This window comes from Streptomyces sp. NPDC085524 (assembly GCF_044541755.1).
Lineage (GTDB): Bacteria > Actinomycetota > Actinomycetes > Streptomycetales > Streptomycetaceae > Streptomyces.
The window spans coordinates 143,256-159,332 of sequence record NZ_JBITTH010000006.1; the positions used below are offsets into that span (position 1 = coordinate 143,256).

11 protein-coding genes and 1 tRNA gene are annotated in these 16,077 nt (G+C 69.5%); 8 read left to right on the forward strand and 4 right to left on the reverse strand.

Annotation, left to right across the window (positions count from 1 at the left end; all coding sequences use genetic code 11):
- Position 1: 1 nt before the first annotated feature.
- The 8 genes from ACIGFK_RS11100 to ACIGFK_RS11135 all read left to right on the forward strand — a co-directional run bounded on the left by ACIGFK_RS11100 (position 2) and on the right by ACIGFK_RS11135 (position 8,701).
- Positions 2 to 1,072 carry an LLM class flavin-dependent oxidoreductase gene (locus ACIGFK_RS11100; protein ID WP_376658494.1) on the forward strand — a complete coding sequence of 357 codons (1,071 nt, stop codon included), beginning with the start codon at positions 2 to 4 and terminating at the stop codon, positions 1,070 to 1,072.
- A 48-nt stretch (positions 1,073 to 1,120) separates the two neighbouring features.
- Entirely contained in the window at positions 1,121 to 2,362 is a 1,242-nt protein-coding gene (locus tag ACIGFK_RS11105) for an acetyl-CoA carboxylase biotin carboxylase subunit family protein (protein ID WP_376658495.1), read from the forward strand.
- Positions 2,363 to 2,373: 11 nt separating this feature from the next.
- Positions 2,374 to 3,624, forward strand: a complete 1,251-nt coding sequence (locus ACIGFK_RS11110; RefSeq protein WP_386464480.1) for an MFS transporter — start codon at positions 2,374 to 2,376, stop codon at positions 3,622 to 3,624.
- A 136-nt stretch (positions 3,625 to 3,760) separates the two neighbouring features.
- A complete protein-coding gene (locus ACIGFK_RS11115; protein WP_376658497.1) occupies positions 3,761 to 4,261 on the forward strand; it encodes a cobalamin-dependent protein in 501 nt (166 codons plus the stop codon).
- A 13-nt stretch (positions 4,262 to 4,274) separates the two neighbouring features.
- Complete coding sequence (locus ACIGFK_RS11120; protein ID WP_400051309.1) at positions 4,275 to 5,537, forward strand: methylaspartate mutase; 1,263 nt, start codon at positions 4,275 to 4,277, stop codon at positions 5,535 to 5,537.
- Complete coding sequence (locus ACIGFK_RS11125) at positions 5,488 to 6,045, forward strand: flavin reductase family protein (RefSeq protein WP_386464486.1); 558 nt, start codon at positions 5,488 to 5,490, stop codon at positions 6,043 to 6,045. The genes ACIGFK_RS11120 and ACIGFK_RS11125 overlap by 50 nt, the downstream gene beginning before the upstream one ends.
- Entirely contained in the window at positions 6,042 to 7,232 is a 1,191-nt protein-coding gene (locus tag ACIGFK_RS11130; RefSeq protein ID WP_376658500.1) for an ATP-grasp domain-containing protein, read from the forward strand. Before ACIGFK_RS11125 ends, ACIGFK_RS11130 begins: the two co-directional genes overlap by 4 nt.
- A gap of 416 nt (positions 7,233 to 7,648) precedes the next feature.
- A complete protein-coding gene (locus tag ACIGFK_RS11135; RefSeq protein WP_376658501.1) occupies positions 7,649 to 8,701 on the forward strand; it encodes an aspartate-semialdehyde dehydrogenase in 1,053 nt (350 codons plus the stop codon).
- A gap of 684 nt (positions 8,702 to 9,385) precedes the next feature.
- Here ACIGFK_RS11135 and ACIGFK_RS11140 read toward each other — a convergent pair.
- The 4 genes from ACIGFK_RS11140 to tmk form a co-directional block, all read right to left on the reverse strand.
- Positions 9,386 to 9,459: transfer RNA gene (locus tag ACIGFK_RS11140), tRNA-Thr, on the reverse strand.
- A 112-nt stretch (positions 9,460 to 9,571) separates the two neighbouring features.
- The gene (locus ACIGFK_RS11145; RefSeq protein WP_376658502.1) at positions 9,572 to 11,131 is read right to left on the reverse strand and encodes an alpha/beta hydrolase; all 1,560 of its coding nucleotides are present in this window, start codon (positions 11,129 to 11,131) and stop codon (positions 9,572 to 9,574) included.
- A 158-nt stretch (positions 11,132 to 11,289) separates the two neighbouring features.
- Positions 11,290 to 12,501: a DNA polymerase III subunit delta' gene (locus tag ACIGFK_RS11150; protein WP_376658503.1), complete on the reverse strand. Its 1,212-nt coding sequence runs from the start codon at positions 12,499 to 12,501 to the stop codon at positions 11,290 to 11,292.
- 86 nt (positions 12,502 to 12,587) lie between these two features.
- On the reverse strand, positions 12,588 to 15,767 hold the full coding sequence (gene tmk, locus ACIGFK_RS11155) for a dTMP kinase (protein ID WP_400051312.1): 3,180 nt from the start codon (positions 15,765 to 15,767) through the stop codon (positions 12,588 to 12,590).
- Between the last annotated feature and the right edge of the window lie 310 nt (positions 15,768 to 16,077).

Consider the following 16,077-nt stretch of genomic DNA (forward strand, 5'->3'; position numbering starts at 1 on the left):
AGTGGAACCGCTGCGCATGCATTGGGACGTACCGACGGACGGGGGCGGTCAGACCAAGCCCACGGAAAAGTACAAGCTGGGCGCCCTGGACATGGGCGAAATCACCGACTTCGTCAAGGAGGCCGAGGAACTCGGCGTCGACAGCCTGCTGTTCGGGATCGGGCACTACCTGCCGGATCCCGTGCCGATCATCGCGGCCCTCACCCAGCAGACGGAGCGGGTCAAGTTCATGCTCGCGTACCGCCCGGGGCTCCTTTCGCCGACGCTCTTCACGCAGATCGTCAACACCCTTTCCTGGATGTCCGACGACCGCCTCTCCCTCAATGTGGTCGCCGGGATCTCGGTGGCCGAGCAGGCCGGCTACGGCGATTTCCTGGACCACGACCAGCGGTACGCCAGATCGGGTGAGTTCCTCCACATCCTCCGGGAATTCTGGGAGGGCGAGGTCCCGCAGACCTTTGACGGGCAGCACTACACGATCAAGGACGCGGAACTGCATCTCGGCTACAAGGGCGGCAAGCGTCCGGAGATCTACATCAGCGGTGCCTCGGAGGTGGCGCAGCAGACCGCCCTCAGCTACGGCGATTGCTGGATGCGTTACGGCGACACCCCGGAAGGGATGCGGCAGGCAAGCCTGCCGTTGATCGAGGGGGGCTGCCGGGTCGGCACCCGGATGCATGTGCTCGCCCGGGAGACCCGCGAGGAGGCGCTGGCCGAACTCGCCGAGCTGATGGGCGATCCCGACGTCGAACACGAGGCCTGGATCCGCGAATTCGTCAAGAACGTCGACTCCGAAGCGGTGAAGTCCTCCTTCCGGCTCGCCGATCAGGCTTCCGGAAAGTGGCTCTCGCCCTACATCTACACCGGCGCCGTCCCCTATCGCGGAGGCCCGGCGCTGTGCCTGGTCGGTAGCTACCAGGAGGTGGCCGACTACCTCTTCCAGTACAAGCAGGCCGGCATCAGCGAGTTCATCTTCTCCGGCTGGCCGACCCGGCCGGAAATGAGGACCTTCTTCACCCACGTGGTGCCCCTCATCCGTGAGCTGGAGCGTGACGCGCAGCTGCAGTCATGACTGCTCGCTCAAGCCCGCTGAACTCAACTCACTGAAAGATGGATCCCCATGCACATCGTGGTTCTCAACCGCTGGCCCAGGTTCTCCGACGAACGGCGCTGGGACAACGAACTTGAGCGATTCGAGGATCTCGACCATGACCGGCACCAGATCAGCTATGTGGTCGACGCAGAAGGGGCTACCGGAGTCCTCGCCGATCGTTCTCACATCGCAGATTTCGTCATTCTCGAAGATCTGACAGATCTCGCCGCGGTGTGTGCCGCCGTACGGGGAATAGCCGACCGCGTCGGACCTGTCGATCAGCTGGTGGCGTTGTCGGAGTATCTGCTGGAAGTGGCTGCCCAGGTCCGCGAGGAACTGGAGATCCCCGGTCCGCGCCCGGCGGAGGTCAATACCTATCGGAACAAGCTGACCATGAAGCAGCTCCTCGCCGACTCGGGTGTACGGGTGCCTCGGTTCGCCCCTTGCGCGGATGTGGAGACGACCACACGGATCGCCCGTGACATCGGCTATCCCCTGATCCTCAAGCCGGTCGCCGGGGCGGCCAGCAAGGGCGTGCACCGCGTGGCGGACGAAGCGTCGCTCCGGTCGTGGCTGGCGAGCGTCGACAGCGCCGACTACCAGATCGAAGAATTGATCGACGGGACCGTCTACCACGTGGACGGATTCGCCGACCACGAGGCGCGGGTGCCCTTCCAGGTGGTGTCCCGCTACATCAACGACTGCCTTGCGTTCGAGACGTCGGGAGCACCACTCGGTTCGGTGGTTGTGCAGGAATCTGCGCTGCGGGAAAGAATCGAAGAGTTCGCCCGGGTCTGTGTCGCCGCGCTCGACATGAGGTCAATGGCGATCCACCTGGAACTCTTCGTGACCCAGGACGAAGAGATCGTCTTCCTGGAGATCGCCGGGCGTGTCGGCGGTGCCGAGGTGCCGCATCTCATCAACCGCCTCTTCGGCGTCAACTTGAGCTGGGTCTGGCTGCAGGCGATCTGCGGAGAGCCCGTTTCCCTCCCGGCCAAGACGTCGGACCCGTCCGGTGGCTGGCTGATCATTCCCAAGCCCGACCAGCTTCCTGCCAAGGTGCTCCATCGGACCTCGATGCGGTCCTCGGTCCCGACGGTCTGGCGCGAGCTCGTGCCCAGCCCGGGGGAGGTCCTGGACCCGGACGGCAGTTATGACTCCCTCCACAGCGGGCGGTACATCCTCGTCGGGGACGAAGCACAGGTCGAAGCGGACATTCAGCACATCATTGAAAACTTCCGCATTGAGACCAGTTTGCTTCCGGCGTGAAGGGGAGAGAGATGTCGTCGCCAGTAGAGACCGTCACGCCGATTCCGCCAGTGGCGAAGCGCGCCAACCGGCAACGCCCTCTCTTCCTGACCGGGGTCTTGCTGGGCGCTGTGGCAGAGCAGGTCGTGCTCTTCGCCCTTCCCCTGCTCATCTTCCAGAAGACGAACGACGTTTCCCTCCTGGGCCTCGCCTATGCCATCGAATGGCTTCCGGCGTTGCTGGCATATCCGTTCGCGGGGTTGATAGCCGACCGGGACGGGGGTCCCCGGCTGTTCTCCGTCGTCACCACCGGCCGGTCGGTCGTTCTCGTCCTCGCCCTGGCCGGCTGCCTGCTGCTGTCGGACTGGCAGACTCCGATCCTGATGTCCTGCGGAGCGCTCCTCGCCCTGCTCCTGGCGCCGGTTCACATGGCGATCGAGAAGGTCGTGCCACAAGTGGCCACGGGCGAGGACCTGCCGAAAACGCAGGGGCTGGTGCAGAGCATGGAGGTGTCGGCGATGGCCGTCGGCCCCGCGCTCGCGCTGCTGGGCGTGATGTTCTTTGACAAGACCATGCTCCTCGGCGTCGCCGCAGCGTTGTTCCTGGCCGCTGCCTGCTGCTGGCTGCCGATACCCCGCGGACCGAGGGCCGCAAAGCCCGGCACCGCGAGGGAAACCATGGCCGAGCTCGGCCTGGGCTGGAAACTTCTGGCCAGGAGCAAGCCGTTGGTCCTGCTGGCCGGTCTGAACTTCTCGATCAACCTGGTCTTCGGCACGGCGCTCAGCGCCAATGCGGCGTTGGTGACCGACGTGTTCGACGGCCCGGAATCGGCATTCGCTCTCCTGAACGTCTGTATCGGCGTGGTCGGGTTGGCCAACCTGCTGGTCATCCCGTTCCTGCTGCGCTTCTTCGACGTCAGGGTGATCGGGGTGGTCGGACTCGCCATCCTGTGTGCCTGTCTGGTGGTGCTCGGCTTCGCGCCGTCGCTGCTGGTCTACGGTCCGGCTTTCGTCATGGCGATGGTCGGGGTGACCTACTTCAATGTCTACAACCGCACCCAGCGGATCAGGGTGATCGCGCCGGAGCATCTGGGCAAGGTCATGGGGCCGTTCTACATGATCAATCTCCTGGCGGCACCGCTCGGTGGACTGCTGCTGGCCGGCCTCGGCACCAGTCTCGGGCCGCAATCGCTCATCGCGGTTTCCGCGATCGCGCTGAGTGGAGTTGCCGCCGTCCTGCTCCCGCTGACGATCCGTTCCTTCCATCGCGCATTGAACAGTTGAGCAACGTCCAGCCGCCGGCTGCAGCCATCAATTGGGATCTCCGCGGTCGCGCTTGATGGGGCCGACGCCATTCGATTCGCTGCTGACGATACGTTCGCTCAGTTTCGCACCTTCCACATAAGGGGAAGCCCGCACCATGAGCATTGGGAAAGGCAAAGCCTTTCGCTGCCTGCTGACCACTGTCGAATCCGACTCCCATTTCTGGAACCTCATCTATCTGGAGAAGTTCATTGCCGAGAACGGCGGAGAGGTTCGCAATCTAGGCGGCTGCACGCCCGCGGATCTGGTCGTCAAGGAAGTCAACGACTTTCAGCCGGATCTGCTGGTGGTTTCCAGCATCAACGGCCATGGCTACTACGGCACCAGCGTCGTGCTGACGGAGCTCAAGCGAGCCGGCATCAACGTTCCTTGTGTCGCGGGCGGCAAACTCACCACTGCCCCGTCAGACAATGATCGGGTGCGCCGGGAATTGCTCTCCCAGGGCTGCACCGACGTCTTCCTGGGCGAGAATTCCATCGATCACTTCCGGGAATTCCTGGCTTTCGGCGTCCGTTACGGGTTCGCTGCCTGGCAGCCCAGCATGCCGGTGGTCGCGCCGTGGGACGGACGCGTCGCCAGCCTGTCCGTGGCCCAATAGCATGTCCGGCTACATGGATCGGTTCATTGCCGACGCCCGCCGACGCGAAACCCTGGTGGTGCAGCCCCGGATGGGGTTCGGCAACATCGCTACGATGCGCGCGGGCCTGCGCGACGTACATGACCTCGACATCCCGGTCGTCGGAACCATCACCGTCGACAGCTACACCCGCGTCGGCGACCACGTGAGCTCGATCGAGCGGCTGAAGGCGGGGGAGGAACTCAACGGGTACCCCATCGTCTCCCACCCGACGGACAAAACCCGGGAAATGCTCGCCGGATTGTACGGGCCCGGGTTTCCCGTTCAAGTCCGGCACGGCACTGCCCTGCCGTTGCGGGTGATCGAGAGCTTGGTGCTCGCCGGCCTGGACACGACGGAAGGCGGGCCGGTCTCCTACTGCTTGCCGTACAGCCGTCTCCCGCTTGAGCATGCGGTATCGGCGTGGGCCGAGAGTTGCCGCTACCTCGTCGGCGAGGTGGAGCACGGGCACATTGAGAGCTTCGGAGGGTGCCTGCTGGGGCAGTTGTGCCCGCCGTCGCTGCTGATCGCCATGACGGTGCTCGAGGGGCTGTTCTTCGCACAGCACGGCGTGCGGTCCATGTCGCTGAGCTACGCCCAGGGGACGCACGACGATCAGGACAGAGCGGCTGTGCGCGTGCTGCGGGCACTGGCGCAGGAATATCTTCCTTCGGTCACGTGGCATGTCGTCCTCTACACCTACATGGGGCTGTTTCCGAGTACCCCTGATGGTGCTACGGAGCTGATTCGCAGCAGCGCGCGGCTGGCCCGTGATACGCACTGTGAACGCCTCATCGTGAAAACGGTGTCCGAGGCGTGGCAAATACCGAGCGTGGCAGAAAACCTGGACGCACTGCGGGTGGCATCCGCTGCCGCCGGCGGGCCGCCGGCAGCTGCCCGCCCGCAGGAAAAGGAATACTTCGATGAAATAATGGAAGAAGCCCGATGCCTGATTGAGGGAGTCCTCAATCTGGACGCCGATGTTGGCACGGCGCTAACCCGTGCCTTCGCGTTGGGATTGCTCGACATTCCCTTTTGCCTGCACGCCGACAACCAGAACAGAACAACGTGCGTGTTGGACGATCAGGGTGCTCTCAAGTGGGGCGACATCGGAAATCTCCCATTCCGGGGATCGGTGCGGCAGAATGCAATGGGGCAGCTCCAGTCGAGCGAGCTCTACCGTATGTTGAATCATGTCGCCCATCGCTATGACCACGGTCAGCCAAACAGAGAGAAGGGCGATGATGGAAAGTTCTGACCGCTTCAGGGAACTCTTCGGTTCCTTTCCCACCCCGGTCGCAATCGTGACTGCGATGGGTCCGGACGGCACCCCGTTCGGTTTCACCAGCAATGCGGTGTGCGCGGTGTCTGCAGCGACGCCATCCCTACTGATTTCGGTGGGTGCGGGCTCGCGAACGCTGCCGGCGATCGTCGCCTCGCAGGCGTTCGCGGTGAACTTCCTTTCGGTGGAAGGCCAGGCGGCATCGGAGCTGTTCGCGAGCAAGGCAGCCGACAAGTTCGCGCACGTGGATTGGGAGCCCTCCGCCCTCGCGGCAGGGGCACCGCTCTTGACGGACATCGCCCTGAGCTACGCCGAGTGCCGGATCGTCAGCACCACCCGTGCTGACGACCATTGGCTCTTCACCGCCCGGGTGGAAGGCACCGCCGTCTTTCCCCGCGTCCCGCTGTTGTACCGCCGCGGCGAGTACAGCGCCTGGTCATCTCACCATGACGCGTCGCTGCCCGTGCTGGAGGGAGCCCTGTGAAGAAGCTCATGCTGATCGGGGTCGGCCAGATGGGCCGGCCGTACGTCGCCGCTGCAGGTCGACTCGGGGTGAGCGTCCATGCTGTCGAGGCGGCCTCCCGCGCCGATCAGGTGACGGGTACGGCGAGTGTGGCGCAGGTCCGGGGCGAGCTCGACGAACACTGGATGGAGGGCGCCTGCCTCGCCCTTGAAGACGGCCCGTTCGACGGCGTCATCGCCTTCAACGAGCCCCAGGTCATCGTCGCGGCCATGCTCCAGGATCGGTTCGGTCTTCCTGGGCCGTCCCTGCACGCCGCGACGGCTTCTCGGAACAAGGCGCTGCAAAGAGCGCTGTTCACCGCGGCCGGGATCACTCAGCCGGCGTACACCGTGACCGACTCCCTCGCCGAGGAGATGGACTGGGCCGCCGAGCGCTGGCCGGTGATCGTCAAGCCGCTGTCCTCCGCCGGCAGCGACGGTGTCGAACTGGTGACCGATGCCGAGAGCTTCCGTGCCGCGGCGCAGGCCCGCGCCGGTGAGCGGGTCATCGTGGAGGAGGCGATCGACGGCCCGGAGTACAGCTGGGAGGCTCTGGTCCGCGACGGCGAGGTGTGGTTCGCCAACATCACCGCCAAGGAAACCACCGGGCCGCCCCAGTTCGTCGAGGTGGGTCATCGCACCGGCGTACACCTGCCGGAACCGAGTGCCAGGCAGGTGGCCGATACCGGTGCCCGGGTGCTGCGTGCGTTGGGAATGCGGACCGGCCTGGTGCACATGGAGTTTCGCCTCTCCGCCGCTGGGCCGGTCCCCATCGAGGTTGCGGTCCGGACTCCAGGCGACTATCTGATGGACCTCCTTGGTGCCACGTACGGCATCGACTGGTACGAGATGGTGGTCCGGATGGCGGTGGGGATGCCACTGCCCCAACCGCCAGTTGGCCCGTTCCGGCATGCCGCCAGCATCTTCACGATCTCGGAACCGGGTGTGGTGCAGGACATCTGCGGTCTGGACGCAGTGCGGAGTCACCCGCTGGTGCTCCAGGCGGGCGTGGAGGTCGAGCCCGGGGACACGGTCCTGGCGGTGCGGAGTTCGGGTCATCGGACGGGCGAGATCGTGCTGGCCGCTCCGTCTTCCGCCGAGCTCGAGAGTGCCATCGCGTTCGTCCAGCAGACACTGGTCGTCACCACCGTTTCGCCGCATTCCACGTAGACCGACACCGCTGTGAACAACGCGGAACCCTGTATGGCTGAAGGGCTTCCCGATGCTGATGTCAAGCCGCAGCCGTAACGGACGGTGCGGCTTGGCAGCACGCTCCGTCGCGCATCACGGCCCGCAGGGCATAGGCCGGCCGACGCGCAAGCGCCTCCAGCCCCCATGTCCGGGGCACGGCTACCTCCGCCGGCCCGTCTCGCGTTCACAGCCCAGCAGGCGACCTCGCCGACGTTGCCCTGCGCAGCGATCGAGTCGCATCTCCCCATGGGCGGTCGAGTCGTCGCAGGACTCCGGGCGGCCAAGCCCTTCCAGCCGTCTCACGGCGCCGTCATGACAGCCATACCCGGAGCCCCCGGGTCCCGCTGATCTTACGAGTGACCAGTTCGAACCCAAGACAAGAAAGTAGGACAGTCATGGCCAGTCAAGGTCTCCGAGTCGGCGTAGTGGGCGCGACCGGGCAAGTTGGAGTAGTGATCCGCAGCATCCTTCGGCAGCGGGATTTCCCGGTCGGACAGCTGCGCTTCTTCGCCTCTGCGAAATCGGCGGGTCTACGGCTTCCATGGGGCGACGACAGCATCGTGGTGGAAGACGCCGAAACGGCGGACCCATCCGGCCTGGACATCGTCATCTTCTCCGCCGGAGGAGCAACAGCACTGCAACTGGCACCCCGGTTCGCGGCGGCCGGAGCCGTCGTCATCGACAACTCCTCGGCGTTTCGGATGGATCCCGATGTGCCACTGGTGGTCAGTGAGGTCAACCCGGAAGCTGTGTCTGAGGCGCGACGCGGCATCATAGCCAATCCCAACTGCACGACGATGGCCGCGATGCCAGTGATCAAGCCGCTGCATGACGAGGCTGGTCTGGTGCGGCTCACTGCGAGCACCTACCAAGCGGTGTCCGGCGGCGGGGTCGCTGGAGTGGAAGAGCTCAGGTCTCAGGTGAGCGGAGTGATCGACCGAGCAGCCGGCTTGGCGCTCGACGGGGCGGCGGTGGACTTCCCGCCTCCGGTGAAATTCGCCAGAACCATCGCCTTCAACACGGTGCCGATGGCCGGTTCGATTGTGACCGACGGCTCCGCGGAGACTGACGAGGAGCAGAAGCTGCGCAATGAGAGCAGGAAGATTCTTGGCCTGCCGTCACTGCGTGTCTCCGGGACCTGTGTCCGGGTCCCTGTCTTTACCGGCCATTCCCTCGCGGTGCATGCGGAGTTTGCCCGTCCCATCTCCGCTGAACGCGCATCCGTGTTGCTTGAGCACGCCCCGGGTGTCCAGCTGTCCGACATTCCGACCCCGCTCCAAGCGTGCGGCCAGGACGCTAGCTTCGTGGGCAGGATTCGCCAGGATCAGAGCGTCGAGGAGGGGCGTGGCCTCATACTCTTCATCAGCAACGACAACCTGCGAAAGGGTGCGGCCCTCAACGCCGTCCAAGTTGCCGAGCTGGTCGCGGCGAACTTGCTCAACGTGTAGCAGGGCGCAGAGCGCCACACCGCGCAGGGTCTGGCTCAGGGCTTCGGCGTAGTCGTGTGCTGTCCGGTTGAGGGGGCCGGGAGCGCAACGGGCGCGGGCTTCCAAGATCACGGAGTTCTCGACGCCCCGTGATCCTCCTGGAAGACCGTGCCTGCCGACGCATCATCTCTGCCCCTCCTCCACTTGACCAGCTCCGCGAGTGTCTGGAGCGACTGGCGGTCGGCGAGTGGATCAGCGATGCGCCGACGCACGTGCTGGAACAGCCCGGCGTCCGTCCTGATCCACTGCTGCCCCGACGTCGGCCGCAAGATCCACCTGCTCGCCGCCGTGGAGCACCCCACCGGACTGGTCCTGGCCCAGCCGGACGTCGGCGAGAAGACGAACGAGACCACCTGCTTCCGTCCGCTGCTCGACACCGTCGGCGCCGAGTCGTTGCGCGGCCTCGTTCGCCTCGCTGGACCGCGACTGCGAAGCGTCCGGTGGCCAGGAGACGGCGACCCGCGGTCCGCGGTCCGCGGTCCGCGGTCCGCGGTCCGCGGCGACCTTGCCCGCCGCGCCGGCGCCGGTACCAGGCGACGCGCTCGCCGATGGTCCAGCCGGCCGCAGCCTCGTGGGCCCTGCCATGCCATGCCCCGAGCAACAGAAAGGGCCAGGTCAGACGATGTCTGACCTGGCCCTTCTCTGAGCCGCCTTCGGGATTCGAACCCGAGACCTACGCATTACGAGTGCGTTGCTCTGGCCAACTGAGCTAAGGCGGCACCGCTGGTTAGACAAGTGTTCCCTCGAAGAGGGGCTCTCATCAGCAGCGGCGCCAAGTCTACAGGGTCCGGAAGGGTGCCCCGAACCGGGTTGTTCCGTGGCGGGGGCCGGTCAGCACTTCTTGCCGTCCGTCGGCGGCTTGCCCTCGAGGAGGTAGGTGTTGATCGCGGTGTCGATGCAGTCGCTGCCGCGGCCGTACGCGGTGTGGCCGTCGCCGTCGTAGGTGAGGAGGGTGCCCGAGTCGAGCTGTTCCGCCAGGCCCTGCGCCCACTTGTACGGGGTCGCCGGGTCGCGGGTCGTGCCCACGACCACGATCGGCGCAGCGCCCTTCGCGGCCAGCGGCTTCGCCGACCCCGTTGCCTTCACCGGCCAGTACGCGCAGTTCAGGGAGGCCCAGGCCAGGCCGGCGCCGAAGACCGGGGAGGCCTTCTCGAAGGAGGGGAGCGCGGCGTCCACGGCCTCCGGGCCGCTGAAGGCCGGCGGCTGGTCCAGACAGTTGACGGCGGCGTTGGCGAACATCAGGTTGGCGTACTTGCCGTTCGGCTCGCGCTCGTAGTAGCTGTCGGCCAGGGCCAGCAGCCCCGCGCCGTCACCGTTCATCGCGGCGGTGAGCGCCTCCCGCAGCTGCGGCCAGGCGCTCTCGTCGTACAGCGCCGCGATCACCCCGGTGGTCGCGAGGGCCTCGCCCAGCGGGCGGGCCTGCTCCCCGGTGGGGGCCGGCTGGGCGTCGACCTTGCGGAAGAACTCCTTCAGCCGCTCCGCCATCGCCGCCACGTCCCCCTTGCCGAGCGGGCAGTCGGGCTGCTTCGCGCAGTCCTTGGCGAAGGAGGTGAAGGCCGTCTCGAAGCCCGCCGTCTGGTCGCGGTTGAGGTCGAGTGCGTTCCGGGAGGGATCCATCGCACCGTCCAGGACGAGCCGGCCGACCCGGTCCGGGAAGAGGTCCGCGTAGGTGGCCCCCAGGAAGGTGCCGTACGAGGCCCCGACGTACGTCAGCTTCTTGTCGCCGAGCACCCCGCGCAGCAGGTCCATGTCCCGGGCGGCCTCCACCGTGGAGACGTGCGGCAGGACCCGCTCGGAGCGCTTCCGGCAGCCCGCAGCGAACTCCTTGAAGGCCGTCACCAGGGCGGCGCGTTCCGCCGGGGTGTCGGGCGTCTGGTCCACCTGGGTGTACTTGTCCATCTCCGGACCGGTCAGGCATTCGACGGGGCTGCTGCGGTCCACCCCGCGCGGGTCGAAGGAGACCATGTCGTACTGCGCGCGGACCGGGGCGGGGTATCCGATGCCCGCGTACGCCTGGAGGTAGCCGATGCCGGAGCCGCCCGGGCCGCCCGGGTTGACCACCAGCGAGCCGAGCCGCTTGCCCGGGCCGGTGGCCTTGCGGCGGGCCACGGCGATGTCGACGTCCTGGCCCGAGCCGGGGTTCGCGTAGTCCAGCGGGGCCTTCATCGTGGCGCACTGGAATCCGGGGACACCGCACTCCCGCCAGTTCAGCTTCTGCGCGTAGTACGGGCGCAGCGCGGCCTCGTCGACGGACGGCCGGGCGGCGGAGAGCCCGGTGGAGGATGCGGCGGCCCGGGTTCCCCCCGACCCGCCCGAGGTGCACCCGGAGAGGAGCAGCCCGGCAGCGGCGATCACGGTTCCGGTCGTACGCAGCAGGCGACTGGTGTCCATCCCAGGAGCCTACGGCCTGTCGGCCCGGGCCATCGGGCGTCCCTGCACCGGTCGGCCGCGCGCCTTCCGTGGCCCGCCCCGGGCGGGGCAAGCACCGGACCGTTCCCGGCCCCCCCAGCCGGTCCGCCCATACGGGTGAGCCGGTCAACCGTCTCCGGTCAGCCCGCGCGCAGCGCCATCGTCATCGCCTCGACCGCGAGCAGCGGGGCCACGTTGCGGTCGAGGGCCTCACCGCAGGCGATGATCGCCTCGATCCGGCGCAGGGTCCGCTCCGGGCCGGACGCGCGGGCGACGCGCTCCAGGTCCGGCCGTATGTCCTCGTTGGCGATGGCGAGGTTGGAGCCCAGCTGGAGGGCGAGGACGTCGCGGTAGAAGCCGGTCAGGTCGGAGAGGGCCACGTCGAGGCTGTTGCGCTGGGTCCGGGTCCGGCGCCGCTTCTGGTTGTCCTCCAGTTCCTTCATGACGCCCGCCGTGCCGCGCGGCATCCGCCCGCCCGTCCCGGCGGCGGCGCCCATGGCGGCCCGGAGCTCCTCGGTCTCCTTGGTGTCGACCTCCTCGGCCAGCTGCTTGGCGTCCTCGGCAGCGGCGTCCACCAGCTCCTGGGCCGCCTTGAGGCAGGCACCGACGTCGTCCACCCGGAGCGGGAGTTTCAGGACCGTCGCCCGGCGCTCCCGGGCCCCCTCGTCGGTGGCCAGCCGGCGGGCGCGGTCGACGTGCCCCTGGGTGGCCCTGGCGGCGGCCAGCGCCGCCGACGGCTCGACGCCGTCCCGCCGGACCAGCATGTCGGCGACGTCGGCGACCGAGGGGGTGCTGAGGTTGAGGTGGCGGCAGCGGGAGCGGATGGTGGGCAGCACGTCCTCCACGGAGGGCGAGCAGAGCAGCCAGACCGTGCGGGGCGCGGGCTCCTCCACGGCCTTGAGGACCGCATTTGCGGACTTCTCGTTCAGCCGCTCGGCATCCTCGACCAGGATGACCTGCCAGCGGCCCGTGGCCGGGGACGTGTAGGACTTGCGGACGGTGTCCCGCATCGCGTCGACGAGGATCTGGCTGCCGACCGCGGCCACGGTGGAGACGTCCGCGTGCGTGCCGACCATCGTGGTGTGGCAGCCGTCGCAGAACCCGCAGCCCGGCTCACCGCCGAGGGCGCGGTCCGGGCTGGTGCACTGCAGGGCCGCCGCGAAGGCCCGGGCCACGGTGGCCCGCCCCGAGCCGGGCGGCCCGGTGAACAGCCAGGCGTGGGTCATCTTGGAGGCCGCGGGCGGCTCGGTCCCCTCGGCGACGGCCGTGACCAGGGCGTCGGCATCGCGGGCGGCGGCGGCGAGCTGCGTCCGGACCCGCTCCTGTCCCACCAGGTCGTCCCATACGGGCATCCCGCCCACCACCTTTCACTTCACTCTCCGTGCACCCATTGTGGCGCGCGGCACTGACAATCCGGCCGCGCCGGGGACGGCCCGGGTCAGCGGCGCCGGCCCCGGCCGTCCTCGTCCTCGTCCCGGTGCGGGCCGAGCAGTTCGTCCGCGAGGGTCGGCAGATCGTCCAGCGGGGTCTCCTCGGCCCAGTCCGGACGCGGCCTGCGGGGCCGGCCGTCGTCGTCGAGGACGGGGATCTCCCGCGTCCGGTCGTTCGCCGAATCCCGGAAGATGCCCGGCGGCACCCGGTCGGCCGGGTTCTCCTCGGGGCGCTGCGCGGTCGGCCGCGTGGCGGAGTGGGCCGTCGAGGCGCCCTTGGCCTGCGGGGCCTGCGGAGGGGTGGCCGGGCCGGAGGGGCGGACGGGCGGCAGTACGGCGGTCTCGTCGGTCGCGCGGACCGGCGGGAGCACCGCCGTCTCCGCCGCGTCCGCGGGGGCGGCGGGGCCGACCTTCGGCACCGGCACGGTCTGCGTCACGTCGTCCGGCCGCACGACCCGCTTGTCCTGCTGGACGACCGGGGTCTCGACCGTCACGGCGTCGTCCGGGTGCGGCTCCTTCGTCATGCCGACCTTCGGCGCAGGGGCCTCCGGGGCCGCGGGAGCTGCCGGAGCAGCCGCAGCGGAAGCCGCCGCGGCAGCAGCCGCCTCGGCCGCGGCAGCCGCCTTCGCGGCCTCCGCCAGCCTGCGCGCCTCCTCGGCCTTCAGCAGGGCCTCCTCCGCACGCCGCTGCTTCTCCAGTCGCCGTTCCTCGGCCTCGGCCCGCAGCCGGGCCTCCTCCTCGGCCTGCTTGCGCAGCCGCTCCTCCTCCTCGGCACGGGCCTTCTCCTCGGCCTCGATGCGCAGCCGCTCGGCCTCGGCCCGGGCACGGGCCTCCTCCTCGGCGCGCAGCCGCTCCTCCTCCGCCTTGCGGGCGGCCTCCGCCTCGGCCTCGATCCGGGCTTCCTCCGCCTCGCGGGCCAGCCTGGCCTCCTCCTCGGCCTTCAGCCGGGCTTCCTCCGCCTTGCGCGCGGCCTCTTCCTCGGCCTTGCGCCGGGCCTCCTCCTCGGCGAGGCGCCGGGCCTCGGCCTGGGCTGCCACCTCGGCTTCGGAGAGCGGGAGCATCCGGTCCAGGCGGTGGCGCACGACGGTGGTCACCGAGGCCGGGTCCTGGCCGGCGTCCACGACGAGGTAGCGCCCGGGGTCGGCCGCGGCGAGCGTCAGGAACCCGGCCCGCACCCGCTGGTGGAACTCGGCCGGCTCCGACTCCAGCCGGTCCGGCGCCTCCGTGAATCGTTCCCGCGCCGTCTCCGGCGACACGTCCAGCAGCACGGTCAGGTTCGGGACGAGCCCGTCGGTGGCCCAGCGCGAGATCCGGGCGATCTCGGTCGGCGACAGGTCGCGCCCGGCGCCCTGGTAGGCCACCGAGGAGTCGATGTAGCGGTCCGAGATGACGACGGCGCCGCGCTCCAGTGCGGGGCGCACGACGGTGTCCACGTGTTCCGCCCGGTCGGCGGCGTACAGCAGCGCCTCGGCGCGGTTCGACAGCCCGGCCGAGGAGACGTCCAGCAGGATCGAACGGAGCCGCTTGCCGACGGGGGTGGCCCCCGGCTCGCGGGTCACCACGACCTCGTGGCCCTTGCCCCGTATCCAGTCGGCCAGCGCCTCCACCTGGGTGGACTTGCCGGCGCCGTCGCCGCCCTCCAGGGCGATGAAGAAGCCGGTGGCGGACGCCGCCTGGACGGGCTCCCCGCCGCGCAGCGCCTCGCGCAGGTCACGGCGCAGCGGCACTCCGCTGCGGTCGTCGGCCTTGGTGAGCACGACCACGGCGACGGGCAGCAGCAGGGCGCCGACCAGCATCAGGGTGAAGGCGGCCCCGCCGTGCGCGAAGACGACCTCGCCGGCGGTGAACCGGTGCGGGCCGATCAGCGCGGCCAGCACCGGGGCCAGGACGGCGCCGAGGGCCACGGCCACCCGTACGACGGCCTGGAGGTGCTCGGTGACCCGGGCCCGGCGGAACTCCTCGGTTTCCTGGTCCAGCAGCGTGTGCCCGGTGTTGGCGGCGACGCCCGCGGCGAGGCCGGCGAGCAGCGACAGGAAGACCACGGTCGCGGTGTCCGGGACGAGCCCGGTCAGCAGGAGCGAGAGCCCGGCCACCGCTATCGCGAGGGCCAGCAGGCGACGGCGGGACAGGGCGGGCAGCACCTTGCCTGCCTGGGTGGCGCGGATCCCTGCGGCGGTGCCGCCGAGCAGCGCGAGGACCAGCAGCGCGAAGGTGGCCGGGCCGCCGCCCAGGTCGAAGGCGTGCAGTACGGCGACCGCGGCGGCGCAGGACACCGCCCCGGCGACGGCGGCCGAGGCCAGGACGAGCAGCGGGACGGCTCCCGTACGCCCCTTCTCCGGGCGGTCCCCCGCCTTGGGCGTGCGCAGCCCCTCCAGGGGGGAACGCGGCCGCGGGGTCTTCGTGCCGGGCAGCACCAGCGGGAGCAGCAGCGAGACCGACGCCGCGAAGAGGCCGGAGGCCACGTACGAGCCGAGCGCGGCCTCGTTCTCGGCGAACCAGTCCACGCCGAGGCCGAGGGCCTTGCCGACGAGGGTCGCGGCGAGCAGCGCGGCCGCGGCGGCGGGGAGCGCCGCGAAGGCCGTGCGCAGGGTCAGGCGCCGCAGTGCGTCGAGGTGGTCCGGGAGCGGCCGTACGGTCGCCCCCTCCGGCGGCGGCGCGGGCAGCAGGGCGGGGGCGGTGCTGTCCTTGGCCAGGCTCCACAGCCGCTCGGCGGCGCCGGAGACGAAGACGGTGGCCAGCAGCACGGTGAGCGCCTGCCCCGGGATCCACTCGAGCCACAGCGGGGCGACCACGAAGAGGCCGATCCGCACCCCGTCCGCGCCGATCATCGTCCAACGGCGGTCCAGCTTGCCGCCGGGGGCGAGGAGGGCGGAGAGGGGGCCGAGGAGGACCGCACCGAAAAGCAGGGTGGCGAGGATCCGCACCCCGAAAACGGCGGCGACGGCGAGGGCCGCACCGCGGTACCCGTCGCCGAAGGCACCTTCCTGCACGGCGGCCTGCAGGGCCAGCAGCACCAGCACCAGCAGGGCGAGGGCATCACCGATGCCGCTCACCAGCTGGGCGCTCCACAACCGGCGCAGCCTGGGCGTGCGCAGCAGTGCGCGCACCGCTCGCTCGCGGGAATCCGCGGCTAGGGCTTCGTCGTAGGTGGGGGCGGTCACGACCGTTGGCTGCTCGGCTCGCGTCATCCGCCCAGCCTATCCGCTGCGCTTGGCCGCTGCGGAGGCCTGTGGACAAGGTCCGGTGTGACCCCGCACCCACCTTCCCGACCCGGACCTGCGCGCCCGCCGCCGGGGTCGGGTGTGCGGTGGGGCGCCCCCGCAGGGCGTCGAACGCAACCGCCCCGCGCCGGCCGGACCTGTGGAAACGTTCGACGGCCGAGGAGGTGCCCCGCCGCGCGCCCGGCCCCCGCGGCCCCCCCGCGGACGGGCCGCGGCGCGGGGCCGTGCCCCCCCCCCCCCCCAACCCAAAACCGGGGGGCCCCCCCGCCCCACCCCC